Annotated in this window: 24 protein-coding genes and 1 riboswitch; of the genes, 6 read left to right on the top strand and 18 right to left on the bottom strand. The window is 63.8% G+C overall.

Annotation, left to right across the window (positions count from 1 at the left end; translation table 11 throughout):
• Positions 1 to 1,764, bottom strand: coding sequence for an autotransporter assembly complex protein TamA (locus HV670_RS00450; RefSeq protein ID WP_425511371.1), 1,764 nt, complete (start codon positions 1,762 to 1,764; stop codon positions 1 to 3).
• Between the two features lie 207 nt (positions 1,765 to 1,971).
• Here HV670_RS00450 and HV670_RS00455 point away from each other — a divergent pair, with 207 nt between their 5' ends.
• From HV670_RS00455 to panD, 4 genes are all read left to right on the top strand, one after another.
• Positions 1,972 to 2,157: a DUF3460 family protein gene (locus tag HV670_RS00455; RefSeq protein ID WP_175102970.1), complete on the top strand. Its 186-nt coding sequence runs from the start codon at positions 1,972 to 1,974 to the stop codon at positions 2,155 to 2,157.
• 10 nt (positions 2,158 to 2,167) lie between these two features.
• Complete coding sequence (locus tag HV670_RS00460) at positions 2,168 to 3,025, top strand: segregation and condensation protein A (protein WP_175102669.1); 858 nt, start codon at positions 2,168 to 2,170, stop codon at positions 3,023 to 3,025.
• 138 nt (positions 3,026 to 3,163) lie between these two features.
• Positions 3,164 to 3,997, top strand: a complete 834-nt coding sequence (gene panC / locus HV670_RS00465; RefSeq protein ID WP_175102670.1) for a pantoate--beta-alanine ligase — start codon at positions 3,164 to 3,166, stop codon at positions 3,995 to 3,997.
• A 17-nt stretch (positions 3,998 to 4,014) separates the two neighbouring features.
• The gene (panD, locus tag HV670_RS00470) at positions 4,015 to 4,410 is read left to right on the top strand and encodes an aspartate 1-decarboxylase (protein WP_175102671.1); all 396 of its coding nucleotides are present in this window, start codon (positions 4,015 to 4,017) and stop codon (positions 4,408 to 4,410) included.
• Here the strand turns inward: panD and HV670_RS00475 are convergent.
• Positions 4,407 to 5,033, bottom strand: a complete 627-nt coding sequence (locus HV670_RS00475) for a ParA family protein (RefSeq protein ID WP_175102672.1) — start codon at positions 5,031 to 5,033, stop codon at positions 4,407 to 4,409. The genes panD and HV670_RS00475 overlap by 4 nt on opposite strands.
• Before the next feature lie 246 nt (positions 5,034 to 5,279).
• Between HV670_RS00475 and HV670_RS00485 the strand changes: the two genes are divergently transcribed.
• Together HV670_RS00485 and HV670_RS00490 are read left to right on the top strand one after the other, a co-directional pair.
• On the top strand, positions 5,280 to 5,981 hold the full coding sequence (locus tag HV670_RS00485; protein WP_425511362.1) for a bifunctional adenosylcobinamide kinase/adenosylcobinamide-phosphate guanylyltransferase: 702 nt from the start codon (positions 5,280 to 5,282) through the stop codon (positions 5,979 to 5,981).
• A gap of 98 nt (positions 5,982 to 6,079) precedes the next feature.
• Complete coding sequence (locus HV670_RS00490) at positions 6,080 to 6,964, top strand: cobalamin-binding protein (protein WP_175102972.1); 885 nt, start codon at positions 6,080 to 6,082, stop codon at positions 6,962 to 6,964.
• Between the two features lie 38 nt (positions 6,965 to 7,002).
• Here the strand turns inward: HV670_RS00490 and HV670_RS00495 are convergent, their stop codons facing one another.
• The 16 genes from HV670_RS00495 to HV670_RS00570 form a co-directional block, all read right to left on the bottom strand.
• A complete protein-coding gene (locus tag HV670_RS00495; RefSeq protein WP_175102673.1) occupies positions 7,003 to 7,608 on the bottom strand; it encodes a histidine phosphatase family protein in 606 nt (201 codons plus the stop codon).
• 1 nt (position 7,609) lies between these two features.
• On the bottom strand, positions 7,610 to 8,401 hold the full coding sequence (locus tag HV670_RS00500) for an adenosylcobinamide-GDP ribazoletransferase (RefSeq protein ID WP_175102674.1): 792 nt from the start codon (positions 8,399 to 8,401) through the stop codon (positions 7,610 to 7,612).
• Positions 8,391 to 9,491, bottom strand: a complete 1,101-nt coding sequence (gene cobT, locus HV670_RS00505) for a nicotinate-nucleotide--dimethylbenzimidazole phosphoribosyltransferase (RefSeq protein WP_175102675.1) — start codon at positions 9,489 to 9,491, stop codon at positions 8,391 to 8,393. The genes HV670_RS00500 and cobT overlap by 11 nt, the downstream gene beginning before the upstream one ends.
• A 128-nt stretch (positions 9,492 to 9,619) precedes the next feature.
• Positions 9,620 to 10,432, bottom strand: a complete 813-nt coding sequence (locus tag HV670_RS00510) for an ABC transporter ATP-binding protein (RefSeq protein WP_175102676.1) — start codon at positions 10,430 to 10,432, stop codon at positions 9,620 to 9,622.
• Complete coding sequence (locus HV670_RS00515; RefSeq protein ID WP_175102973.1) at positions 10,429 to 11,400, bottom strand: FecCD family ABC transporter permease; 972 nt, start codon at positions 11,398 to 11,400, stop codon at positions 10,429 to 10,431. Before HV670_RS00515 ends, HV670_RS00510 begins: the two co-directional genes overlap by 4 nt.
• 162 nt (positions 11,401 to 11,562) lie before the next feature.
• The gene (locus tag HV670_RS00520) at positions 11,563 to 13,446 is read right to left on the bottom strand and encodes a TonB-dependent receptor plug domain-containing protein (protein ID WP_175102974.1); all 1,884 of its coding nucleotides are present in this window, start codon (positions 13,444 to 13,446) and stop codon (positions 11,563 to 11,565) included.
• Between the two features lie 107 nt (positions 13,447 to 13,553).
• Positions 13,554 to 13,816: riboswitch (cobalamin riboswitch) on the bottom strand.
• Between the two features lie 109 nt (positions 13,817 to 13,925).
• Positions 13,926 to 14,414: a type II secretion system protein gene (locus tag HV670_RS00525; RefSeq protein WP_175102677.1), complete on the bottom strand. Its 489-nt coding sequence runs from the start codon at positions 14,412 to 14,414 to the stop codon at positions 13,926 to 13,928.
• Complete coding sequence (locus HV670_RS00530; protein ID WP_425511363.1) at positions 14,386 to 14,823, bottom strand: type II secretion system protein; 438 nt, start codon at positions 14,821 to 14,823, stop codon at positions 14,386 to 14,388. The genes HV670_RS00525 and HV670_RS00530 overlap by 29 nt, the downstream gene beginning before the upstream one ends.
• A 10-nt stretch (positions 14,824 to 14,833) precedes the next feature.
• The gene (locus HV670_RS00535) at positions 14,834 to 15,316 is read right to left on the bottom strand and encodes a type II secretion system protein (RefSeq protein WP_175102678.1); all 483 of its coding nucleotides are present in this window, start codon (positions 15,314 to 15,316) and stop codon (positions 14,834 to 14,836) included.
• 9 nt (positions 15,317 to 15,325) lie between these two features.
• Complete coding sequence (locus HV670_RS00540) at positions 15,326 to 17,317, bottom strand: secretin N-terminal domain-containing protein (protein WP_175102679.1); 1,992 nt, start codon at positions 17,315 to 17,317, stop codon at positions 15,326 to 15,328.
• 100 nt (positions 17,318 to 17,417) lie between these two features.
• Positions 17,418 to 18,026, bottom strand: a complete 609-nt coding sequence (locus HV670_RS00545) for a hypothetical protein (RefSeq protein ID WP_175102680.1) — start codon at positions 18,024 to 18,026, stop codon at positions 17,418 to 17,420.
• Positions 18,023 to 18,559, bottom strand: a complete 537-nt coding sequence (locus HV670_RS00550) for a hypothetical protein (RefSeq protein ID WP_175102681.1) — start codon at positions 18,557 to 18,559, stop codon at positions 18,023 to 18,025. The genes HV670_RS00545 and HV670_RS00550 overlap by 4 nt, the downstream gene beginning before the upstream one ends.
• Positions 18,556 to 19,059 carry a hypothetical protein gene (locus tag HV670_RS00555; protein ID WP_175102682.1) on the bottom strand — a complete coding sequence of 168 codons (504 nt, stop codon included), beginning with the start codon at positions 19,057 to 19,059 and terminating at the stop codon, positions 18,556 to 18,558. The genes HV670_RS00550 and HV670_RS00555 overlap by 4 nt, the downstream gene beginning before the upstream one ends.
• Entirely contained in the window at positions 19,056 to 19,811 is a 756-nt protein-coding gene (locus tag HV670_RS00560; RefSeq protein WP_175102683.1) for a hypothetical protein, read from the bottom strand. Before HV670_RS00560 ends, HV670_RS00555 begins: the two co-directional genes overlap by 4 nt.
• Complete coding sequence (locus tag HV670_RS00565) at positions 19,792 to 21,468, bottom strand: GspE/PulE family protein (protein ID WP_175102684.1); 1,677 nt, start codon at positions 21,466 to 21,468, stop codon at positions 19,792 to 19,794. The genes HV670_RS00560 and HV670_RS00565 overlap by 20 nt, the downstream gene beginning before the upstream one ends.
• Positions 21,465 to 22,637 carry a type II secretion system F family protein gene (locus tag HV670_RS00570; protein WP_175102685.1) on the bottom strand — a complete coding sequence of 391 codons (1,173 nt, stop codon included), beginning with the start codon at positions 22,635 to 22,637 and terminating at the stop codon, positions 21,465 to 21,467. The genes HV670_RS00565 and HV670_RS00570 overlap by 4 nt, the downstream gene beginning before the upstream one ends.

The following is a 22,637-nucleotide window of genomic DNA, read 5'->3' on the forward strand; positions in this document are numbered from 1 at the left end:
TTAGAACGCGATACCCAGCGTCAGATACGGGCGCCATGAGCGATTCTGGATGCCGTAGGCCACATCGAGGTTGACCGGCCCGACCGGGCTGCGCCATCGCGCACCCACACCCACGCCGGAATAGAGCCTGCGTTCCGGCCAAGTATCGGTCGCGGTTCCCATATCGTAAAACACCGCGCTGCCCCACTCGCGCGTAAACCAGTGCTGGTATTCGCTCGATGCCGTGACCATGTATTTGGTCGGAAGGACCGAACCCGAAACGGTGTTGCCAATGCTGTTGTAACTATAGCCTCGCACCGAATTCGCACCGCCCGCCCGGAACAGCAACGAGGCCGGTACCTCATTGGTACTGCCCGAAGTGAACACGCCGCCCATCTCCAGACGCAGCAGCAGCAGATCCGCCTGGCCAATCGGGAAATACTGGCGTCCGGTCGCATACAGGCGCGCGAAGGTTTGTTCACTCAATACATGCTTGACCGCAAAGCCCGCTGACACGGTAACGAGATTGCCTGAACGCGGGAACACGAGATCGTCGACGTCGCGGCGCGTCCAGGTCCAGTTGGGCACGAGGGCGTGACTGGTGGTCGGCGGCCCGACATTCTGCGAAAGCCGGTCGTTGTAGAAAAGCAGCGAATACGTGTAGTCGTAGAGTTGCGAGACGCGCACTCGCTGGACACCGGCACGCAGGCTGTTGATGACGGTGTCTTCGATGTCGGTGCGCGTATAGGAAGCGAGCACACTATTGACCCAGCCTTTACGGCCTGGCGGCATCGAGATCTGGATCGCGCCGACCTCCTGGTCTCGTTCGAGACGGCCCGTCACATTGAACACCCAGGCGCGGTTGGCCAGATTGAAAAACGAATAGCTACCCGCAATATACGGCCCCGTATCGGAGCTGAAACCCACGCTCGTGCGCATGGACTGATAGGGATACTCACTGACCTTCAGCCGAATCGGCGTTAGCTCAGGATTTGCGGGATCATTTCCCACATTAAGCGCGACACTCGCGAAGTAAGGCGTCGCTTGAATCTGTTTTTGAAGTTCATCAATCCGGGCGGTCGAATAGATTTCTCCGACATTGAGCGGATTGATATTCGAAATGATCCAGGCCGGATAGCGGCGCGTACCGTCGATTTGCAGCTCGCCGAGCGTGAAAGTCGGACCGCTGTCGAAGTCGACGAGCAGTGCGGCCTTGTGCGTGACGGGGTTGATGCGCGCCTCGGAACGCGTGATCCTGGCGCCGAGATATCGTTCGGCTTGCAGGGTTTTGAGCGCGGCATCCTTCGCGGCATCCCAGGCCTGCTGGCTGAAGGGGTCGCCTTCGCGCAGGGTCCATGCCTCGCGCGTGGCCGTCTCGCGGGCCGGCGCTTCGGTCAGGACTGCGCCCTTGAAACTGAGGCTCAGCGCGCTCACTTCGGTTATTGGCCCGGGGGTCACCGTGATATCGATATGCGGCTTGCCGTCGACGACGCGCTCATCGGTCGTTACCGCCGGCGTGAAATAACCTTGGGTTTCCAGCAGATCCGTGACCTGGCGTGGCACGGCCGAGACCAGGAAACGGAATTCGTCGTCGCTCAAATCGTCGCGATCGGCAAAACGGGCGAGATCGAGGTGGGCCTCGAGCAGCTTGCGCAATTCGCGTGGCGCCTCGATCCTGACTTCATATTTCGCGTAGGCGGACATCGGCGCGAACGCCAGTCCCAGCAAACCGATCAACCCGATTATCGGGATCGCCCGCAGCCGGACCGCCGGCAGTCCGGACAGCCGGTCGCCCTGCTGCGGACTGCGCGAACGGAAGCGGATTTCGGGGACGCGATCCGGCAAACAGGCTTCTCCATCTAGTGGTTGAAGCCGACAAGTGCCGGCCGCCGTTATTTCACCACGGAAAGAGACTGCGGTGCGGATGGGCAATGCGGTAAAATCGGTAGCGCGCATTCCCGCGCTTAGACGATAACCGTGCTCCGCCCAGCCATGTACCAGTCGGACATTACCCAATTCCTCAACAAGCTCAAAGCGGACAAGCCCTCGCTCGAAGAAGAACAGCGCAAGGGCCGTGCGCTGCTGTGGGACAAGCAACCGATCGACCTCGAGGAGCGCGCCGAACAAAGGGCATCGCGCGTTGCGCAGACGCCTTATTCCTACTACCAGAACTTCTGAACGCGCACGCGTGAGCCAAGCAGAGACGCGCCTGAGTGCCGACGCGCTGGAAAAGCCGGCGGCCGACTCCACCCCGGATGTCGTTGACGGGGTGGCTTTTGCGCGTCTCTATGGCGAACCGTTGTTCAAGCTTCCGCAGGATCTCTATATCCCGCCTGAGGCGCTCGAGGTCTTTCTCGAGACTTTCGAAGGTCCGCTCGACCTGCTGCTCTACCTGATCCGCAAGCAGAACTTCAACGTCCTCGACATCCCGATGGCTGAGGTGACCACGCAGTACCTCGGTTATGTTGAACAGATCCGCGGGAGCAATCTTGAACTCGCGTCGGAATATCTGCTGATGGCCGCCATGCTGATCGAGATCAAGTCGCGCATGCTGCTGCCGGTCAAAAAGGCCGACACCGGCGACGAGGTCGAAGACCCGCGTGCCGAACTCGTGCGCCGGCTGATCGAGTATGAGCAGATCAAGCTTGCCGCCCAGAAGCTCGACCAGTTGCCGCAGCTCGGCCGCGATTTCCTGCGCGCCGAGGTCTATATCGAACAAGCCCTCGCGCCACGCTTCGCGGATGTCGAACTCGACGAACTGCGCCTCGCATGGGCCGACGTGCTCAAGCGCGCGAAGCTCGTCGCCCACCACAAGATCAGCCGTGAGGAGCTCTCGGTCCGCGAGCATATGAGCGTGATTCTGCGCAAGCTCCAGAATGCACGTTTTATCGAATTCGCCGATCTGTTCGATGTGACGCGCGGTGTGCGGGTGCTCGTCGTCAACTTCATCGCGATGCTCGAACTCTCGCGCGAGTCACTGATCGAGATAACGCAGGCGGAACCCTTTGCACCGATTTACGTGCGGCTGGCCTACTCGCCTACGTGAGCGCTTCTTCGAGCCTCTGCCACGGCGGCGGGCCGAGGCGTCGGACACCGTCCCGAGCGCCATCGGCGCGCGCGCCGATACCGCGTGTGCCGTGGCCAGCCCCCTCTACTACCGAACCTCCGAAGGACATCTGACCCGATGAAAGTGATCAGCTCGATTCACGAACTGCGTGACCAGCTGCGCGGCCAGAACCGCGTGGCCTTCGTGCCGACCATGGGCAATCTGCACGACGGACATCTGTCCTTGATGCGGCTCGCGCGCCAGCATGGCGACCCGGTCGTCGCAAGCATCTTCGTGAACCGGCTCCAGTTCGGGCCGAACGAGGATTTCGACAAGTATCCGCGCACGATGGAAGCGGATATCGAGAAGCTCCAGGCCGAGAACGTCTATGTCCTCTTCGCGCCGACCGAGCGCGATCTCTATCCGGAACCGCAGGAATACCGGGTCCATCCGCCGGCGGATCTGGGCGATATCCTCGAAGGGGAATTCCGGCCGGGCTTCTTCCAGGGTGTGTGCACCGTCGTCACCAAGCTGTTCTCATGCGTGCAGCCCCGTGTGGCCGTGTTCGGCAAGAAGGACTACCAGCAGCTGATGATCGTCCGGCGCATGGCCCAGCAGTTCGCGTTGCCGACGGAAGTCATCGCGGCCGAAACCGTGCGCGCTGAAGACGGGCTCGCTCTGTCGTCGCGCAATCGCTATCTGTCGCCCGAGGAACGCGCCGAGGCGCCCGCGCTCAAGGCCTTGCTCGACGATGTGCGGAATCAGGTCCGGGGTGGCCGGCGCGATCTCGTCGAACTCGAACGCGAGGCGCTCACCCATCTGGCTCAGCGCGGCTGGAAGCCCGACTACGTGTCGATCCGCAAGCAGGCCAATCTCAAGGCGCCGGGCGAAGGCGAAGCGGATGCGCCGCTGGTCGTGCTCGCGGCAGCCAAGCTCGGCCAGACGCGGCTGATCGACAACCTCGAAATCTGAATCTGACGGAACCCTCCATGCAACGCATCATGCTGAAATCGAAGATCCACCGCGCGACGGTGACGCATTGCGAACTCCACTACGAGGGTTCATGCGCGATCGACGAAGACCTGCTCGAGGCGGCCAATATCGCCGAGAACGAACAGATCGACATCTGGAACATCAATAACGGCGAACGCTTCACGACGTATGCGATTCGCGGCGAACGCGGCTCCGGCATCATTTCGCTGAACGGCTCAGCCGCCCGCCGCGCCCAGCTGGGCGACCTCGTGATCATCGCGGCCTTCGCGCTGGTCGAGGATGCCGAAGTCCGCGCGGGCAGGGTCAAGCCCGATCTCGTGTTCGTCGATGCATCGAACCGCATCAAGGGCACACGCGATCACGTCCCGACGCAGGCATTCGAGACGATCTAGGCGCCGTCGAGCCAGGCGATGATGGGTTCCCATTGCTCGAGGTCCTTGGCGACGCGACTGGCCGTGACGTCCCAGAGCGTGAGTCCCTGGGCCGCGAGCTGGACGTAGTTCTGCGTGTCGCGCACATAGCCGAGCACGGGCAATCCGAGGCCCTCGACAAAGCGATGAAGCTGGTCGGCCGACTTGGTTCGCGCATCGACGCGCATGCCGACGATGCCGATCTTGATGCCGCCCTTGCGGACGACCTTTTCCTTGGCAAGCCGCGCGAGAAAGTCGCGCGTCGCGAGGATGTCGAAGATCGAAGGCTGGAGCGGCACGATCACGCGCTCGGCAAGGTTCAGCGCGATGTCGAGCCGGTTGCCGTGAATCCCGGCCGGGGTATCGATGACGATCTGCTCGAGGCCCTTGGGCGGCTTTTGCGGCTGTTCGAGATCGATCTTCCAGGATTCGATCGGAGGCAGGCCAGCGGGTCGGATATCCAGCCAGTCATGCGCCGATTGCTGGCGGTCGAGGTCGGCCAGTGCGACCCACTCGCCGCGCGAGGCATAAAGTCCGGCCAGATTGGTCGATAACGTGCTCTTGCCCACGCCGCCTTTCGGATTCGCGACAACGATCACCGCCATAGGGTCTCCCGAAGCGAGGTTGTAGTCTCTACTGCGAATGGGTGAATATCGGTACCGGGGTGCCCACCTTGCGCGATCGGCTTCGTATCAGCCTCGATTGCACACCTGATGCACTGCCTGATTGACGAGCGGCTCGCACCCTCCGACTTACGCCATCGGTGATCGCAGCCCGGCTCCGTGCAGTTATTATCGACCAAACCGTCAGCGGACGGTGCATTGTCCCCTACGAGTCCTTCCCAACTGGCCATGACCCTTATGTCACAGCGTGATTCCGAATGGGCACCCGCTCGCACGACCTTCGTGCTCGGCGGGGCACGCTCGGGCAAGAGCGCCTATGCCGAGCGGCTTGCGGCGGCGAGCGGCCTGCCCGTCAGTTATCTCGCGACGGCAGCTTCACCCCAGCTTGACGGCACGCCTGTCGATGCCGAATTTGCGAAACGCATCGCCGTGCACCGTGCGCGCCGCCCCGCCCACTGGCGCACCATTGAGACCGGTATCGACCTTGCCGGCGCGTTGAACCGGGCGCAGCTCGAGATTCAAGCTGAAGCTGAAGCTCTGGCTCAGGCTCAATGTGAGGCTCAAGCCGAAGCCCAGGCCTATGCCAAGGCCGAGGCCAAACACGAGGCCAAAGTTCCCATACCGGCCGTTGGCGGCTGCATCCTCGTCGACTGCCTGACGCTCTGGTTGACCGCCCTGTTCTACTCGGATGGCAAAGACGGACCCTGCGCCGACTGGGCCGCACGCATCGACGCATTCGATGAGGCGCTCGCATCGAGCGGCTCGCGGGTGATCGTGGTCAGCAACGAGATCGGGCTCGGCGTCGTTCCCATGGGTGCGCAGACGCGCCAGTTCGTCGATGAACTGGGCCGCCTGAACCAGCGCATCGCCGCGCGCTGCGACGAAGTCGTGATGATGGTCGCGGGAATCCCGATGAGTGTGAAGCCTTGAAACGCACCCTGATGCAAATGCTGGCGCCGGCTCCGCGATCGGTCTCGCGGTGGATCGCATTGCGGGTCTCGCCGCGAAAATCGCTGCTCTCCCTGCTCATGACACTCGCGGCCTCGCTCGCGCTTGTTCGCGCGGCTTCGGCCGCTGCGATCAGCGTCGTCGACGACAGCGGCGCGACGGTCACACTCGACGCGCCAGCGCACCGGATCGTGAGCCTGGCACCGCATACGACCGAACTCGTCTACGCGGCCGGCGGAGCCGACTTGATCGTCGGCGCGGTGAACTACAGCGACTATCCGCCGGCCGCGCGCCAGTTGCCGCGTGTCGGCGACAATCAGGCGCTCGACCTCGAGAAAATCGCCGCGTTCAAGCCCGACCTGCTCATCGTCTGGCGGCACGGCAACGCCCAGCGCCAGATCGGCGCGCTGCGCGCGCTCGGCATTCCCATGTTCTTCAGCGAGCCGAAGCAGTTGCCCGATATCGCCGCGAACCTGCACAAGCTCGGCGAGCTGATGGGAACCGTGCCCACCGCCGACAAGGCCGCGCAGGACTTCAGCGCGAAGATCGCGCGCTTGCGTGGACAGTATGCGCGGCGGCCCGTTGTCAGCGTGTTTTACCAGGTTTGGGAAACACCGCTGATGACGCTCAATGGCGACCATATGGTCAGCGACGTGATGCGACTATGCGGCGGCCGCAATGTCTTCGCCTCGCTCACGCCGGTCGCGCCGACCGTCTCGACGGAAGCCGTGGTCGCCGCAAACCCCGATGCGATCGTGACCGGGCGTTATGGCGATGCGGACCCCGCCGCCTTGCCCAAGAGTCTCGATCGCTGGAAATCGTGGACTGAATTGACCGCGGTGTCGCATCGCAATCTGTTCGCGGTCAATGCCGACTGGCTCGACCGCCCGGCGCCCCGCCTTGCCGACGGCGCGGCACAGCTGTGCGAAGCGCTTCAAACGGCTCGCGAGCACCTGGGCCGTTGAGCGAGCGTCGGAAGCGCACGGGTCGGACACAAAAATCACTAAGCGTCCCAGTCCTCGAGTTTCCAACCGACGAGTTCGGCGCCGTGCCCAGGCACGCGAACAAAACGGCATATCGCCCCGTAGGCAAGCGGCCGACGAAGACTGACGGCAATGGGTTCACCAATCAGACATGACGCAAGCATGCGAATCACGCCCGCATGGGTCACGGCGAGTACCGAAGAGGACAGTGGACACACCGCTTTCGCACGCTCCAGCCATCGATCGACCCGGGCCGCCAGCATGGCCGCACTTTCTCCGCCATGTGGCCTGCCGTGTTCGAGATTGGCCGCCCATGCATCGAGCTGAGCGCGCTCGACCGCATCCCAGTGCGCCAGTTCCCAGGCTCCGTAGTCGAGCTCCATCAAATCGGCGTCCTCGCGCACGGACAGGCGATAGCGGCCCGCGAGCAGCGTGGCGACCGATGCGCAGCGGCTGAGCGGACTGGTATCGATCCGATGCGGTCTGACGGCCGTCAAATGTTCGAGACGCCGCGCGAGATCGGCTGCAAACGCCTCGGCAGGCGCGGCAAGCGGCACATCGCTCTGCCCATAGCAGATGCCTGGCTCAATCGCGACGGCCGGATGACGAACCAGGATCAACTCCATTTCAGACAGCCTGCGACGCGAGCGCGCATAGATAAATCGCGACCTCGAAAACCTGTTGGGCGAAGCCAAGGCAATCGCCCGTATATCCGCCGATGCGCCGCTTGAACCAGCGGCCCAGGCCGAACCTCAGCACAGCCAGTACACCGAGCGTCGCCAGTCCGAGCCGCCAGTCGGGCAAGAACAACCAGGGCAAGCCGGTCAGTGCGACCCACACCAGGGCGGGACGGCCGAGCCTGCGCGCCACGGCCTTCGCCTTGCCTTCTGAGCGCACATACTCGTGAGTCGCAAGGAAGCTGATCGCAACCGCACGGCTCGCCGCATGCGCAGCGATCGATACCCACACGACCCGCATCGGTGACAGCGCGGCGAGGGTTTGCCACTTCAGCAGCAGCGCGACCACCAGGCCGATCGCACCGAAGACCCCAATGCGCGAGTCGTGCATGATCCGCAGCACGTCTTCGCGCGCGTAGGCGCCGCCGAATGCATCGCAACTGTCGGCGAGGCCGTCTTCGTGAAACGCACCGGTCAACAGCAGGGTTGCGGCCATCGAAAGCAGCACCGCGACCGGCTGCGGGAACACGCGGATCGCAATCGCGAACACGAGCGCCGCGACTGTTCCGACCAGCACGCCGACCAGGGCAAACCATCGCGCGGCCGCCGGCAGGTAGTGGGGTTCGAAGCCGACCCAGCGGGGCACGGGCACACGCGTGAAATAGCCGAGCGCAGTCAGCAGATAGCGCACCTCGTCCAGCACGCGGTGCGCGAGCGAACGGGGGTCGGCTTTAGCCGGCATGATTGTCGGCTTCCGTGCGTTCGCTGACACCCGCCGATTCGAAGCTCGCCATTTCGCTCAAAAAAGCCGCTGCCGCGCGCACCAGCGGAATCGCAAGAGCGGTGCCGGTGCCTTCGCCGAGCCTGAGACCCAAGCCGAGCAGGGGCCGTGCGCCGAGCCGATCAAGCATGAGCCGGTGCCCTGTCTCGCCCGACGCGTGGGCGAACACGCAATAGTCGAGTACCTGAGGAACCAGCGCATGGGCGGCGAGCAGTGCCGCAGTCGCGATAAAGCCATCGACCACGATCGTCATGCGTGCCTGCGCGGCGGCGAGATAAGCCCCCGTCATCATCGCAATTTCGAAGCCGCCGAATGTCGCGAGCGTCGTCAGGGGATCGCCCGACACCGGATGACGCGCGAGCGCCGCGCCGAGCACCGCCTGCTTGTGCGCAAGGCCCGCATCGTCGAGACCCGTGCCCCGGCCAACGCACGAATCGATCGGCAAGTTGCACAGGCGGCTCATCAGGCACGCCGCCGCGGACGTGTTCGCGATGCCCATCTCCCCGAAACCGATGGTATTGGTGCCCAGCGCCGCGTGGTAGGCGACGCGCTGCGCGCCCGCGGCCATCGCTTGCGCAAGCTGGACGGCATCCATCGCCGGTTCGAGCGAAAAATCGCGGGTGCCGGGGCCGACGGAACAGTCAACCAGGCCGGACGCCTGCGCCAGCGGCGTCGCGATCCCCGCGTCGACGATTTCGAGTTCGATGTCGCCGGCGCGCGACAGCGCATTGATGGCCGCGCCCCCCGCGAGGAAATTCATGACCATCTGTGTCGTCACGGCCTGCGGGAAAGGGCTCACGCCCTGCGCGGCAATGCCGTGATCGCCCGCGAAGACAATGATGACGGGCCGCCGTACCACGGGCCGCAATGATTGCTGGATCAGGCCGACGCGCAAGGCGATGTCCTCGAGCATCCCCAGGCTGCCCAATGGCTTGGTCTTGGTATCGATGGCATGCCGTAAGCGCGCGATCAGCGCCTCGTCTTCAGCGCCCCCCAGCGACGAGAGGGAGGGAACGGTGTACGGCGCGAGAGACGGGTGAGGAGTCGACATGGATTTGGCTGAAATAGGAATTGACGGTTGCGGTTGCGGTTGCGGTTGCGGTTGCGGTAGCGGTTGCGGTTGCGGTTGCGGTTGCGGTTGCGGTTGCGGTTGCGGTTGCGGTTAGTAAATCGGGCGCATCAAGTCGATAAGTTCCCCGGACCAGGGCCGGCCGACAAACGCGGCACGAGCACCTCGTGTTCCCCGTCGCGCAGCAACACCAACGCGAAACCGAACGCCCGGCTCGCGTGTTCGGCAGACAGGACATCGGCAACCTTGCCGGCGATCACCCTGCCCGCGCCGTCAAGCAGCAAGGCATGGGTCGCGAAGCGCCGCGCGAGATTCAGATCGTGACACGAGAGCAGCACCGTCCGTTCCTCGGGCCGCGCCGCGACCCAGGCCCGCAAGACTTCCAGGCATTCGACCTGGTGACGCAAGTCGAGATGCGCGAGGGGTTCGTCCAGCAACAGCAGCGGCGCCTGTTGGCAAAGCGCAGCGGCGAGCGCGACACGCTGCCGCTCGCCACCGGACAGCGAGGTCACATCGCGCATCGCGAACGTTGCCATGTCGAGCGCGTCGAGCGCCGCGTACGCGGCTGCCGTATCGGCCTCGTTTTCCCACCCCCAGCCGGACAGATAGGGATGGCGCGCGACCAGCACCGTCTCGAGCACGGTCGCCCCGAATGCATCGTGGGAAACCTGTGGCATCAGCGCACGGCGCCGTGCGAGCGCTTCGACCGGCCATTCGCCCAGTGTGCGCGCGTCGATCCCGACCTGCCCCGCCGCGGGCTTTTGCAAACCTGCGATCACCTCGATCAGTGTCGTCTTGCCTGCTCCGTTGGGACCGGCAATGCACCAGAGTTCGCCACCGCCGAAGCGATGGCTGAAGTTGTCGACCAGCACACGCGTGCCGGCCGTCAGGCGCACATCGGCCAGTTCGAGACGATCGTTCATCGCTTGCGTCCAAGCAGAATGTAAAGGAAGGCCGGCGCGCCAATCAGCGCGGTGATGACACCCACCGGCAATTGCGTCGGGGCCACGACGGTCCGTGCGGCAAGGTCGGCGATCATCACGAGCGTACCGCCCGCGAGCGCGGCGGCTGGCAGCAACATCCGCTGGTCATTGCCGAACGCAAGTCGCAAGGTATGCGGAACGATCAGGCCGACGAAGCCGATCGTGCCTGCCGACGTCACGGCAACCGCCGTGGCGAGCGAGGCGATCAGATAGATTCTCCGACGCAACGGCGGCACGTCGACACCGACCGCATGTGCAAACGCGGCGCCGCGCAGCAGGGCGTTGAGCTTCGGAGCGAGCGGCACGGTCGACGCCATCGCGACCAGCAACGCAAGCCACGCGGGCCACGCACGCTCCACGCCGTCGAGGTCGCCCGACAGCCAGAACACCATGCCGCGCAGACGGCCATCGGGTGCAAGGCTCAGCATCAGCGTGATCAGCGCGCCCCAGCCCGCCGCGAGCACGGCGCCGGTCAGCAACAGCCGCGGTGACACATCGCGAGGCTCGGCGCGCCAAAGATCGCCTCGCGTAAGCGCGAGAACCAGCGCGATCGAGACGAGCGCGCCACCGAATGCGGCCGCATCGACACCCCACCACGGCCACATCATCAACATCGCGGGCAGTGCGAACACCGCGGCACCGCCGGAGACGCCCAGCACATAGGGATCGGCGAGCGGATTGCGCAGCAGCACCTGCAATAGCGCACCGGCCAGCGAGAGCAAGGCGCCGCAGGCAAAGCCGGCAAGCGCGCGTGGCAAGCGCAGCGAGAAGACGATCTGCCGCGCGAGCGCATCGTCGAGCGCATGCGGTCCGATCCCCACACTGCCAATACCGATGGACGCCACGAGCACGATCGCCGCGAGCGCGGCGAGCGAGGCCCAGATCAGACAAGCACGGCGGGCGGTCATCAGCTGCACGTAAATTCTCCCTTCGATTCAAGCCCGCCTCAGAAACCCGCGGCCCCCCCCTTCTACACCCTGCTCGATACCCGCTCGACCTGCTCTGAACGCACTTCGAGCCTGCGCGCCGCGACCCGCCCCGGGGCCGTTTTTACTCCACTTCGCGTCCGCTCACTGCGGCTGATATCCGAGCGTCACATACGCACCGCGACCCGGCGTGTTGTAGCCCGAAGCAAGCTCATAGCGTTTGTCGAGCAGATTCTCGAGCCGGACCGACACATACCAGTGACGGGTCATGTCGTAACGCCCGAACACCCCGAGCACACCATATCCGCCGAGCGTCGTGCCATCGGTATCCGTGCGCGCACCGCTGACGATCCAGTCGCCGCCGATGCGCCATCCGGCGATACTACGCGATGCCGAGACCGTCGCGAAGCGCCGCGCACGCCGCGCCAGATCCTCGTCATTGCTCGTGTCGACCGGATTTTGCAGCGTCCCCGACATCCGGATATCCGTACCGCCGAGCTGCCCCCGCCACGACAGTTCGAACCCCTGAACCTTGGCCTGCCCGACATTTGCCGCGTAGTAGAGATAGTCCGGCCCGGCCACCGCCTCGATCAGGTTCGAATACCGTGTCTGAAACAGATTCCCTCGAATGACCCCGAGCGTATCGGACGTGTACTGCAACGCCAACTCGGCCGAATGGCTACGTTCGGGCTGCAGCGCCGCGTCGCCGTAGCCCGGGTAATAGAGGTCGTCAAAGCTCGGCGCGCGAAACGCGTCGGACAGGCTCGCAATCACCTTGAGCGCCGTGGTGATCCGGTAACCGTATCCGAGGTAGTAGCTGTTCGCCCCGCCGAAATCCGAATACTGGTCGTGGCGGACATTGGCCTGGAACTGGTTGCGGCCCAGCGTACCGTCATAGCCCGCGAAGACCGAATTCACATGCCGTTCGGGTGCGCTGAGCTCGTCGCTGTCGAGCTGCTCGCCCATGTATTCATAGCCGAACATCAGCCTGTGATGCTCGGCGAGCTGGTACTCGTTCTGCCAGGTCAACTGCTGCGTGCGAGTGTCGAAGCGGCTGTCGAACGCGCCGTTCAGGGTATTGGTCTCGTGATCGGTGCTCTGGCCGAGCGTCAGGTGCGTGGTCCACTGGTCGGTCAGCCGGCCGTCGACGAAGACGGTTGCAAGCCGCACCTGGCTTTGCTCGAGATGATTGTCGGTCGGCAAGCCATAGGCCTGGTCGAAACTCACATCGCCCGTCGAATTGTAGAAGCGGATGCCCGCATCCCAGTCGGCGCCGAATCTGTGCTTGAGCGAGAATGATTCCGAGGTGTTCAGATAGCCGTTCGGGCCGGGGTTCACGCTATAGGATCCATCCGGGTAGCGATAGGCGAGGTTCGGATCGAGCGCCGAAAAGCCATCGGTCTTGTAGCGCGAGAGCGAAAGATCGAAGGTCGTGTCACCGGACTTGTCGAGCGCACCGTTGACGTCGAACGACTGCGTTTGCGTGTGATAACTGCCGTAGCCCGCCGAGAACGAGACTTGTGCAGGATGATTGCCGCCGTCCCGGGTGAACACCTGCACGACGCCGCCGATCGCACTCGAACCGTATAGCGCGGACACATTGCCGCTGACGACTTCGACGCGGTCGACCTGATCGAGCGTCAACTGCGAGAGCTGCGCATAGCCGAGCCCCACATTGTCGACGCGCATGCCGTCGATGATCACGAGCGACTGCGTGGTGTCGGCCCCGCGCATGAACATCGCGGCCGACGAGCCGGGGCCGCCGTTGCGCGTGATCTGCACGCCGGGAGCGAGGGCCAGCAAACCGGCGAGGTCGGATGCGCCGCTGTCGGCAATGTCCTGCGCGTCGAACACCGTGCTCGCCGGCAGTGTGTCGTCGAGGGGCTGCACGCTGCGCGTGGCCGTCACGACCACGGGTTCGAGTGGCACGATGCCCGTGGTGGTGTCGGCGGATACCTGTGCGTGAGCACGCACGGCCAAGCCAGCACACGCGAGCCAGGCCGCGCGCGTGATCGAAGAATACTTCATTTGAAATCGGTCGAAATGGCAGATGCCGGTCCGCCCCTCGCGGTCCACGCATCGAATGGCAAGGCTCGCCGCGTTGAACGATCCCGCAAGATCGTTCAACATATACGGGCCTCCCCGCTGCTCTGGCCGGTATCCGGGCTGGCGATCGAACCGGGCCGCCTTCCCACGCGAACCGCTGCGCAGTGGCTATCGACTTCGCGCGTCCGACTGGACACACGAAGCGCTGGACCGGCTTGCATCGACGACGATGCATTCGCTTACCGTTGCGGGGGCAGCACAGGTTGGCCGATGTCCGGGCGGACGCGGCTCCCTGTTTCCCGTTTAACCCGGCGCGAGAGACGCGCGGGGCACCAAAGTGCCGCCAGTGTAGGCAGGGGCATGAGGTGCGTCAAGAATGTCGAGGCGCAAATACGAACAGGCGGCGCGACCGGGTGGTCGCGGGCACGCCAGTGATGAGTTGCCGATGCACAGATCGTGTACTACTGGCGCCGTCCACCCATGCGCTGCGGCCACCACGCGAACTGCCAGTCGCTATAGTGTTCGGACTGCGCGAAAGCGCGTGACGCATCGCTGAAGTTCTGCTGCTTGAGCGGCTTGACGTCCGATTTGCTATGCACGCCGAGGAATCCCCCTCCTGGTGCTGAAATATAGCTCCAGTCTTTACCTGTCATCGGATCCATCCACGCCTGCCGCAGAAAATGGCGCGCGGGCAAACTGCGCCGGTCCTCGACCAGGTCCTCGAGCGAGCGGGGATACTCGCCTGTGCCGCGTGTTACGTACAGCTCGATGGCGGTCCGGATCTGGGTACCAATCTGCAGCAACGCTTCCTCGCGTTGCCGCTGCTGTTGGGTTTTCCAGATCGTGGCCAATTGCATGAGATAGATCCCGATCACCATCACCGCGAGCATCGACCACAACAGCGCAAATCCGCGCTGGCGTCTAATAGTCCGCGAACGGCGTGCCATCATGTCCCTCTCCCCCGGCGCCGCTGCGCACATCGAACACACTTTGTTCATCGGCTGCGGCATCGTTCATGGCACGCGACTCATCGGCCGACGGCGCGACGATCTGCCACGTGTCCGCACGGGCCGTGATCGGATCGAGCGGAATCTGCCGCAGGTACGCCTTCCCGACGAGCTCATCGAGCGATGCCGGAAAGCGTGCGTGATCGGCATGAAACTTGTCGATCGCGTCGCGCATCGTCATGAGATTGTGCTTGAGCACCGTTTCGGCGGCCTTGTCCGTCTGCTTGAGATAGCGCGGCACGACCAGCGTCAGGAGCGTGGCCATGATCGCCAGCACGACAAGCAGCTCGATCAATGTGAAGCCGCGGCTGCGTCGCCGCCTTGGCGCGTCGCGCGTGATCATTCGTGTCATCGAATCCTCCTCACCAGTCACGGTAGGGCCGGCTATCCAGACCGGCGGACGGCGACCGGGAATAGACATCGAATACATCACGCCCTTCCTGGGGATCGTCAGCGCTGCTCGCGTACGAGCGTACCCCCCATGTTTCCTCGTTCCTGAGTTCCGGGCACGCGCACATCGGATCGCGCGGCACGCGGCGCAGGAAATAAAGCCGTTCGCCAGCCGGGTCCTTCGCATCGACGACGCCTTCGGCAAGCACGAACAGCGAGGCCGGGTAGCCGCTGTCATCGATCGACTTGCTGATATGCCCTGCATCAGCGGCGACCTTGTACTGATCGAGGGCCGATCGGATCTGTGCGAGACTACGTTGCAATTCAGCCTCGCGGCTGCGTGTCGCGGTGATGCGCGTGATCGGCACGGCGACACTCGCCAGCAGTGCGAGAATGGTCAGCGTGACCATCAGTTCGATCAGCGTGAATCCGCCATGCCTGCGTGGTTCCATCATGGCGCGTCCTCACTCCGTGAGGTGGGTGGAGTTGTTCGGCTCGATATCCGCAGGGAGCGGTACGTTCGCGGGCACCGGGTAGTTGGGCGCAGGCGCGGCGTGCACACCTGAGGCTTGAGGCAATGGCATCGTCGCTGGGATGGCCACTGAAGCGGGTGTCGTATCGATCACCGTAGCCCGGCCGTTATTCTGGCGGATGCCGCTCGCCGCGCTACTACCGTTGTGAAGGAACAGCGGCGTTGTCGTGATCGCTCCCTCCGGACCGCTGTTGAAGCGCGTGATATGCCGCGCCGGCACGGCCAGATTGCGAATCACATGGGGGGTGATCAGCAGCACCAGCTCGGTCTTAATCTTGTTGGTCTGCTTGCTGCCGAAGATGCGATCGAGGATCGGGATGTCGCCGAGACCGGGGATGGCGTTGCCCGACGTCTGTTCGCTGCGCGATAACAGACCGGCAAGCACCTGGGTTTCTCCATCGTGCGCGCTCATATTGGTCTCCGCCTTGCGTGTGCCGATCTGGTAGGCAATCAGGCCCGTGTTCGTTTCGATGGTATCGACCACCGACGAGACTTCCATGCTGACCTTGACGCCGATCTCGCCCTCGAGCGATAGCGTCGGCTCGACGTTGAGGGTGAGGCCGACGTCCTGGTACGCAATGGACTCGCTGACGACGCCGTTCGAATTGGTCGTCGTGACGACCGGCAGCCGGTCGCCGATCACGATCTTGGCCTTGTCGCGATTCTTGACGCGAATGCTCGGATTCGCGAGCACGAGACCCTCGGTCGTGTCGCGCGTGAAATTCGCGGTGATCGTCGGATCGCCGAGATTGAGCAAGACATTGCTCTTGTTGAGGTTCTTCAACCGATCCAGCGTCAGGCTGCCCGGCGTCGCGCCCGTGCCCGTGACTGTTGCCGACACGCTCGACGGATAACGAATGCCGAGATTGAGCAGGTTCGAATTGTTGACCTCGAGCACTTGCACGTCGAACATGACTTCGGGTTCCGGCAGGTCCTGCGTGGCGATCAGGCGTTCGGCAACGGCTATCGCTTCGGGTGTATCGCGGATCATGACCGAATGCAATCGCTCATCGACATACATGTCCTTGCTTTTGACGATCTGCTTGAGCATGGTCAGAATGGCTTTGGGGTCGGCGTTGCTCAGGTAGAAGGTGCGAGTTATGAGATCCTTGTACTCGCGTGACTTCTCCGGCGTCTTCGGATAGACGAGCAAGGTATGGTCATTGAGGATCTTCTTGTCGAGTCTGTTGCTGGCCAGTATCAGGTTCACGACCTCCTCGACAGAGGTGTCTTGTGCAAAGACCGTTGCACGCAGGCCGGCAGGCACGTCGCGATCCATCACGAAGTTCATCTTCGCCATCGTTGAAATGGTCGAGAAAATGCTCGAGATCGGCTGGTCGACGAACTGCATCGAGACCGGGGTCTTGAGTGCGTCCGCGAGGCCTCGCTCAGCGGCCTGAGCCCGGCGCGCCTGGTCGGCATCGATGCTCGCGCGCAGTTGCATGGCCCCCGCGTGTGCGGGATCGACGGCCTGGATATCGTCGAGCAGCGCGAGTGCCTTGTCCGGTTGCGTCAGGCTTAGTTGCCTCACCTCCACGAGTTGCGTGCCGAGTTGCCTGCCAAGTTCGGCGCGCCGCAATCCCTCGGCTGCACGTGGGTTGGCGGCATCAAGGGTCAGTACTTCCTGATAGCGAAGCGCAGCAGTCTGCGAATCGCCACGCTCCAGAGCCTGGTCGGCCTGCGTCAGCAGCACCTGGACCCGGCGCGCACGCTCGGATTGCTCGAACGCCGACATGCCATCCGGAGGGGCTTTCGCTGCAGAGCCGGCTGGCGACGTGGCCGGCGCCACGAGGCGGTCGCCCGTCGTGGTCGCGACCTCGCCGGTCCGCGATGCTCCGCTACGCGGTGCATCGTCAACCGCACATCCCGCCAGGGCAAACGCGCCCGCTACCACGAGTACCCCATTCTTCAATTTCGCTTTCACAATGACCATTCCTGCTACCCGGCCGGTCATGCACCGGGACACTTCAACATTCAAGGACGCTGGCACGACACACCGCGGACCGCTTCATACTCGTACAGACCTACGGTGTGCCAGGCAGAACGGGTAACGCGACACGCTGCTTTTTCCTGGCTGGCAGATAGGTGAAGATCAGCGCATCGTCATCGATACGCTCCAGTCGCCACTTGTGTTCAACGAGCTTGCCGGGCAACAGCGCATCGGGAACATTGCAGCGGTTGCACGCAATGCGGCGCACACCCTTGATATCCAACACGACTGCGAGCCCCTCGAGGTCCCGCCAGGTGCCGGCAACAGAGACGGGCACGAAGGTGTCGCCAGGGGTCGCGGACCGGCCCGAGCCTGCCTCGGGCGTGCCCGGCGACGTAGCCCGTTCCTGCGGTTCGAACGCCGCCTCGATCGCCGTCCTGCCGGTACGCCAGTCTTCGGCAGCGAACAAGTCGACTGCCTGCGGCACCGATGCGCCGGACGGGGCCACCGAACCGGGCCGCCCGTACTGGCCACGTTTACCGGTGGGTGAGCCGGGTGCGTCGGACACACTGGCCGGGGTCTTCGGGCGCTGCGCAATCGGCCGGAGTGCCGCCGGATCCGTGCGATGCTCGTTCCATGCGACGTAACCCGTGATGCCGATCGCCGCGAGCAGGCCAACCCGCAAGGGACGTGAAATCCTCATTCGCCGGCCCTCTGCAAATAACTCAGCCGGACCTGCACCGTCGTACTTCGCCGGTCGGACGGATTGCGTACCAGCGATAGCGTCTCGATCCGCACGCCGGGAAGCTGCTCAAGTTCCACGAGGTAGTCGCGGATCGGCGCGTACCCGCCTTCGAGCGTGTACTGAAGGCTGTAGCGCATCAGCTTGCCGCCTGCTTCGGCGCGCGTGCTGAAGTCGATGGCCCTCAGCGCAATGTCGTGTTTTGCCGCGAGCGCCGTATTCCGGCGCATCAAGACCGTGAATGTGGTCGGCCCCGGTACATCTGCCGCGATGGCTGAGGCCGCGCCCGAAGCAGACGACGCGCCCCCCGCGGCGGCTTGGCGCGGTTCGCGCATGAGGGTGCGCAAAGTGTCCTCGAGCGCCACCTCGCGCGGCGCGATTCCGAAGACGACGCTCACCGTCGCGATCACGGTGACGACCAGGCCGGCTACGCCGACCCATCCGATCTGCTGGCGCCAGCGGCGCAATAACCAGCGACAACGCGCGCCGTTCATCGCCCCCCCGCCCGCCATTGCAGTTGCAATGTCGGCTGCACCGCATCATTTGCCGACTGCTGCCGCAGCAGCGTCACCTGCGATATCTGCGGCAGCTTCAACAAGCTATCCATCAACCCGTATAGGGTTTCCGAGTCGTGCGCGACGATTTCGATTCTTTGCGTGCGGCTTGTGTTATCGACCTCGATGCGCTCATAGATCACGTTCTTGTTCCAGGTGCGCTCGAGCCACAACAAGCTCGGCATCAACGCGTGGCCCTGCGCAGCAATCACGATACCCTCCTTGCCCGGTGCTGCAGGCTTGCGTATCGACGTATCCTGCCGTCGCTGCTGCGTACGGCGCGCACGCTGCTGTTGTTCGATCTGGATCTCGAGCGCGCTCACGCGTGCCTCGGCCATCAAGGCCCAGGCGAGCGCGAGCATGCCAAGGCCGGCAAACAGCATGCCGAAAGGCGCGGGACGATAGGGCGTTGCGCACAGATTGATACTCAGATACTTCATGCCATGGCGTCCTGCGGGGCCAAAGCGTGGAAGGCAACGCTGCTGTCGGCAACACCGACGGTCTTTTCGATACGGTAGTAGTTCTCGGGCATGGGCGATCCCGTGAGAATCGCAGTCTCCCTCAGGCGCGCCTGCACCAAGGCTGGCGTCAGTTCCTCGCAGCGCCCCGGAAAAGACAGAATGCCGTGCCAGTCATGCGCGAGCCGCAACCCGATGCTCAATGTATCGGGTTCGACGAGGCACACCGCCGCGCCGGGCTCGACAATCGTGCAGCGATGTTCGTTCGTGTGGTGGACCAGGCTCGAGTCGATCCGCCATACGCGCAACTTTCTTGCCGCAGCCCGTCGCCGGAGATCATGGACCACGGTGCGCTCCATCAGTACACATAGCCGTGGCGCCGCAAAATGTGCCGTCTCGAGCGCGAGCAGGGGATCCGTGAAGCACAGACCCTGGTCCTCGGCGAGCAGCGCCGCCCACGCAAGCCAATCGGCTTCGAGAATCAATGCGGGCTGCCAGGGCACGATGGTCTGTTGCAGCCATGGACTGCTCGCATGAATCGCCAGCGGTTCATAGGGGAACCGGCTGCGAGGGGCCGCGGCGAGCAATGCGTCGACGGCCGCCAGCGCGTCGTTCCCGATCTCGGTGATCGCGCTGCTGGAAGTGCGCGGCCCGCGGCAGAACCATGAGGTCGTCTCGAGCGCGACGTGACCGCGAAACAACCACAGTTGATGACTATTCAACAACGGTGACACGATTGACCTCCTGCAATGTCGTGCTGCCTTGCGCAACGCGTCGCAAAGCGGTCTCGCGGACCGACGCGAAGCCATGTTGGCGCGCCAGCGCCTTCTGTTCGGAGATCGGTGCGCGGGCGAGGAACAACTCCTTGAGTGGATCGTTGAAGCGCAACACTTCCGCGACCGCGATGCGGCCGAGATACCCGGTATGCCGGCACGCCGCGCAGCCGCGGCCGGCGCGGAAACGCCATGCCGCGACCTCGGTGTCCGACAGAGCTGACTGATGCAACAACGCGTCGTCGGGCCGCGCGTCGTCGGCGCAATGAGGGCAGATCTTCCGGATCAGCCGCTGCGCGACGATGCCGACCAGCGCATCGATCAGGCCATGCGGTTCGACACCCATATGCAGGAAACGGTCGAGCACCGAGAACACGCCGTTCGCGTGTACGCTGGTCAATACCAGGTGGCCGGTCAAGGCAGCCTGCACCGCGATCGCCGCGGTTTCGCCGTCGCGGATTTCGCCGACGAGGATTTTGTCAGGGTCGTGCCGGAGAATCGAGCGCAGTCCGCGCGCAAACGTCAGCCCCTTCCTGTCGTTGACCGGGATCTGTAGCACGCCATGCAGTTCGTACTCGACGGGATCCTCGATCGTGATGATCTTTTCCTGACCCGTGTTGATTTCGGACAGCGCCGCGTACAGCGTGGTCGACTTGCCCGAGCCGGTCGGTCCCGTGACGAGCAACAGCCCGTATGGCTCGGCCGACAGGCTGCGAATGCCTGCCATCGTCGTTGCGTCGTGCCCGAGCGAATCGAGCCGCAGCGGCTCGGTGCCGTTGTCGTTGCGCCTGTCGAGTACGCGCAGCACGGCATCTTCACCGTGGATCGACGGCATGATCGAGACGCGGAAGTCGACGTCACGTCCATTCGCATTCACCTTGAATCGGCCGTCCTGGGGCGTGCGCCGCTCGGAAATATCGAGTTCGGCGAGCACCTTGACCCGCGAGATCACCTGTTCGGCCACCTCGATTCCGCTGGCCGCTCCCGCGTGCAGCAGGACGCCGTCGATCCGGTACTTGACGGTCATGCCGCTTGCCGAGGTCTCGAGATGGATATCCGACGCCTTGGCCTTGAGCGCATCGTACAGCGTCGAATTGATGAGCTTGATCACCGGATTGCTATCGAGCGCAATGCTCGCGAGCGATATCTCGCTCGATCGGTCGAGCGCACCGGCGACCAGCGCGCCGAAGTCGAGTTGACTCATCGCGCGCTGGCTCGATTCATAGTACTCGAGACGATCCGCCACGATCGACGGATGCGCAACGAAGCGCTCGAACGGCACGCTCAGGCATCGCGCAATCGCGTTGCGCGTTCGCAGATCGAAGGGGTTGCCAAGTGCGAGCTTGTACCGACCCTCGGCGACATCGAGCAGCAGGCATTCGTGCGCGAGGCAGTCAGCGTAGCTGAGCAGGTCGAACCGGGGCTCGGCGTTTTCGAGCGCTGCAGCATCGAGCGCCGGCAAATCGAGCAAACCCGAGACGACGACCAGATAGCCACCATCGTCGAGCGCAAGCTCACGCTGAATCACAACGGGCAGCGGCTCATCGGCAAAGCGTCGACGCAGATCGTTGAGCCCGTCGACATCCAATGACCGCGGCGATGTCTCAAACGGCTTCATTGCATATTTCCCGCAAGCTGGAAGATCGGCATATAGAGCAGAAACACGATGCCTCCGACCAGGATGCCCACGACAAGCATGAGCACCGGCTCGACGAGTTTGGTGACCATGTCGATCGCCTTGTCGAGTTCGTCGTCGCAGAACAGCGCCGCACGTTCGCACATGGTCGCGAGTTCGCCGCTTTGCTCGCCCACGCGCAAAAGGCGCTCCGCCACCGGCGTCGTGAGTCCGTAACGCGGCAAGGTCGACGATAGCGACTGACCTGCGCGGACATCCTCGATTGCGTTGCCAAGCCTTTTTCGCATGGGCGCCGGTAGCAGCTGCGCGGCCATCGACATGGCCGTCACGACCGGCAGTCCGCCCGCGAGCAGCAGACCGGTGGTCCGGTAAAAGCGGGTCAGCGAGAACAGATGTTGGTAGGCGCGCAACTGCGGGATTCGCCAGAGCTGCCGGGCCATCCATGCCCTGCAGGCGGGGTGCAGGAAAATGGAAACGACCGCCGCGAACGCGGCGGCAATTCCCAGCGCGATCCATCCGCCATGATGCTTGACCGCGATGCCCCACCAGAGCAGTACCCGCGCGGCGGCGGGCAGCTCGCGCATGGAAGCGTAGATCTCGCTGAAACGCGGAATCACGAAGAACAAAAGGAACACCATGATGCCGCCGCCGATCGCGATGACCACCGCCGGATAGATCAGCGCGGATACGACCTTCTTGCGAACCGCCGACAGCCGCGTTTCGTAGTGGTGGTAACGGCCAAGCGCCTCGGCCAGATGGCCGGTCCGTTCCGATGAACTCACTGTCGCGGCATACAACGCCGGAAAGTACAGCGGCATCTGCCCGAGCACGCGCGACAGCGGCAGGCCTTGGTACAGACCGTCGATCATTTGCGTGAGGACTTCTCTCGACTCGCCATCGGGCGACTTCTCCCTCAGGGTTTCGACCGATTCGACAAGCGACAGCCCGGCCTGCAACAGGGCGATCAGTTCCTGCGTGAACAGCGCGAGCGAAAACGCGTGCCGGCGACGGCGCGTGCGCGGCACTTTCCTGCAGGCGAGCACGCGCGAGCCTTTCGCCTTCATGAGGCGATGCACTTCCGGTTCATCACGCGCATCCACGCTGACTGTCTGGAACTGACCGGCGTCAAAAACAGTGACCTTGAATAGCAT

This window comes from Pararobbsia alpina, assembly GCF_902859895.1.
In the GTDB taxonomy this organism is placed as follows: Bacteria; Pseudomonadota; Gammaproteobacteria; order Burkholderiales; family Burkholderiaceae; genus Pararobbsia; species Pararobbsia alpina.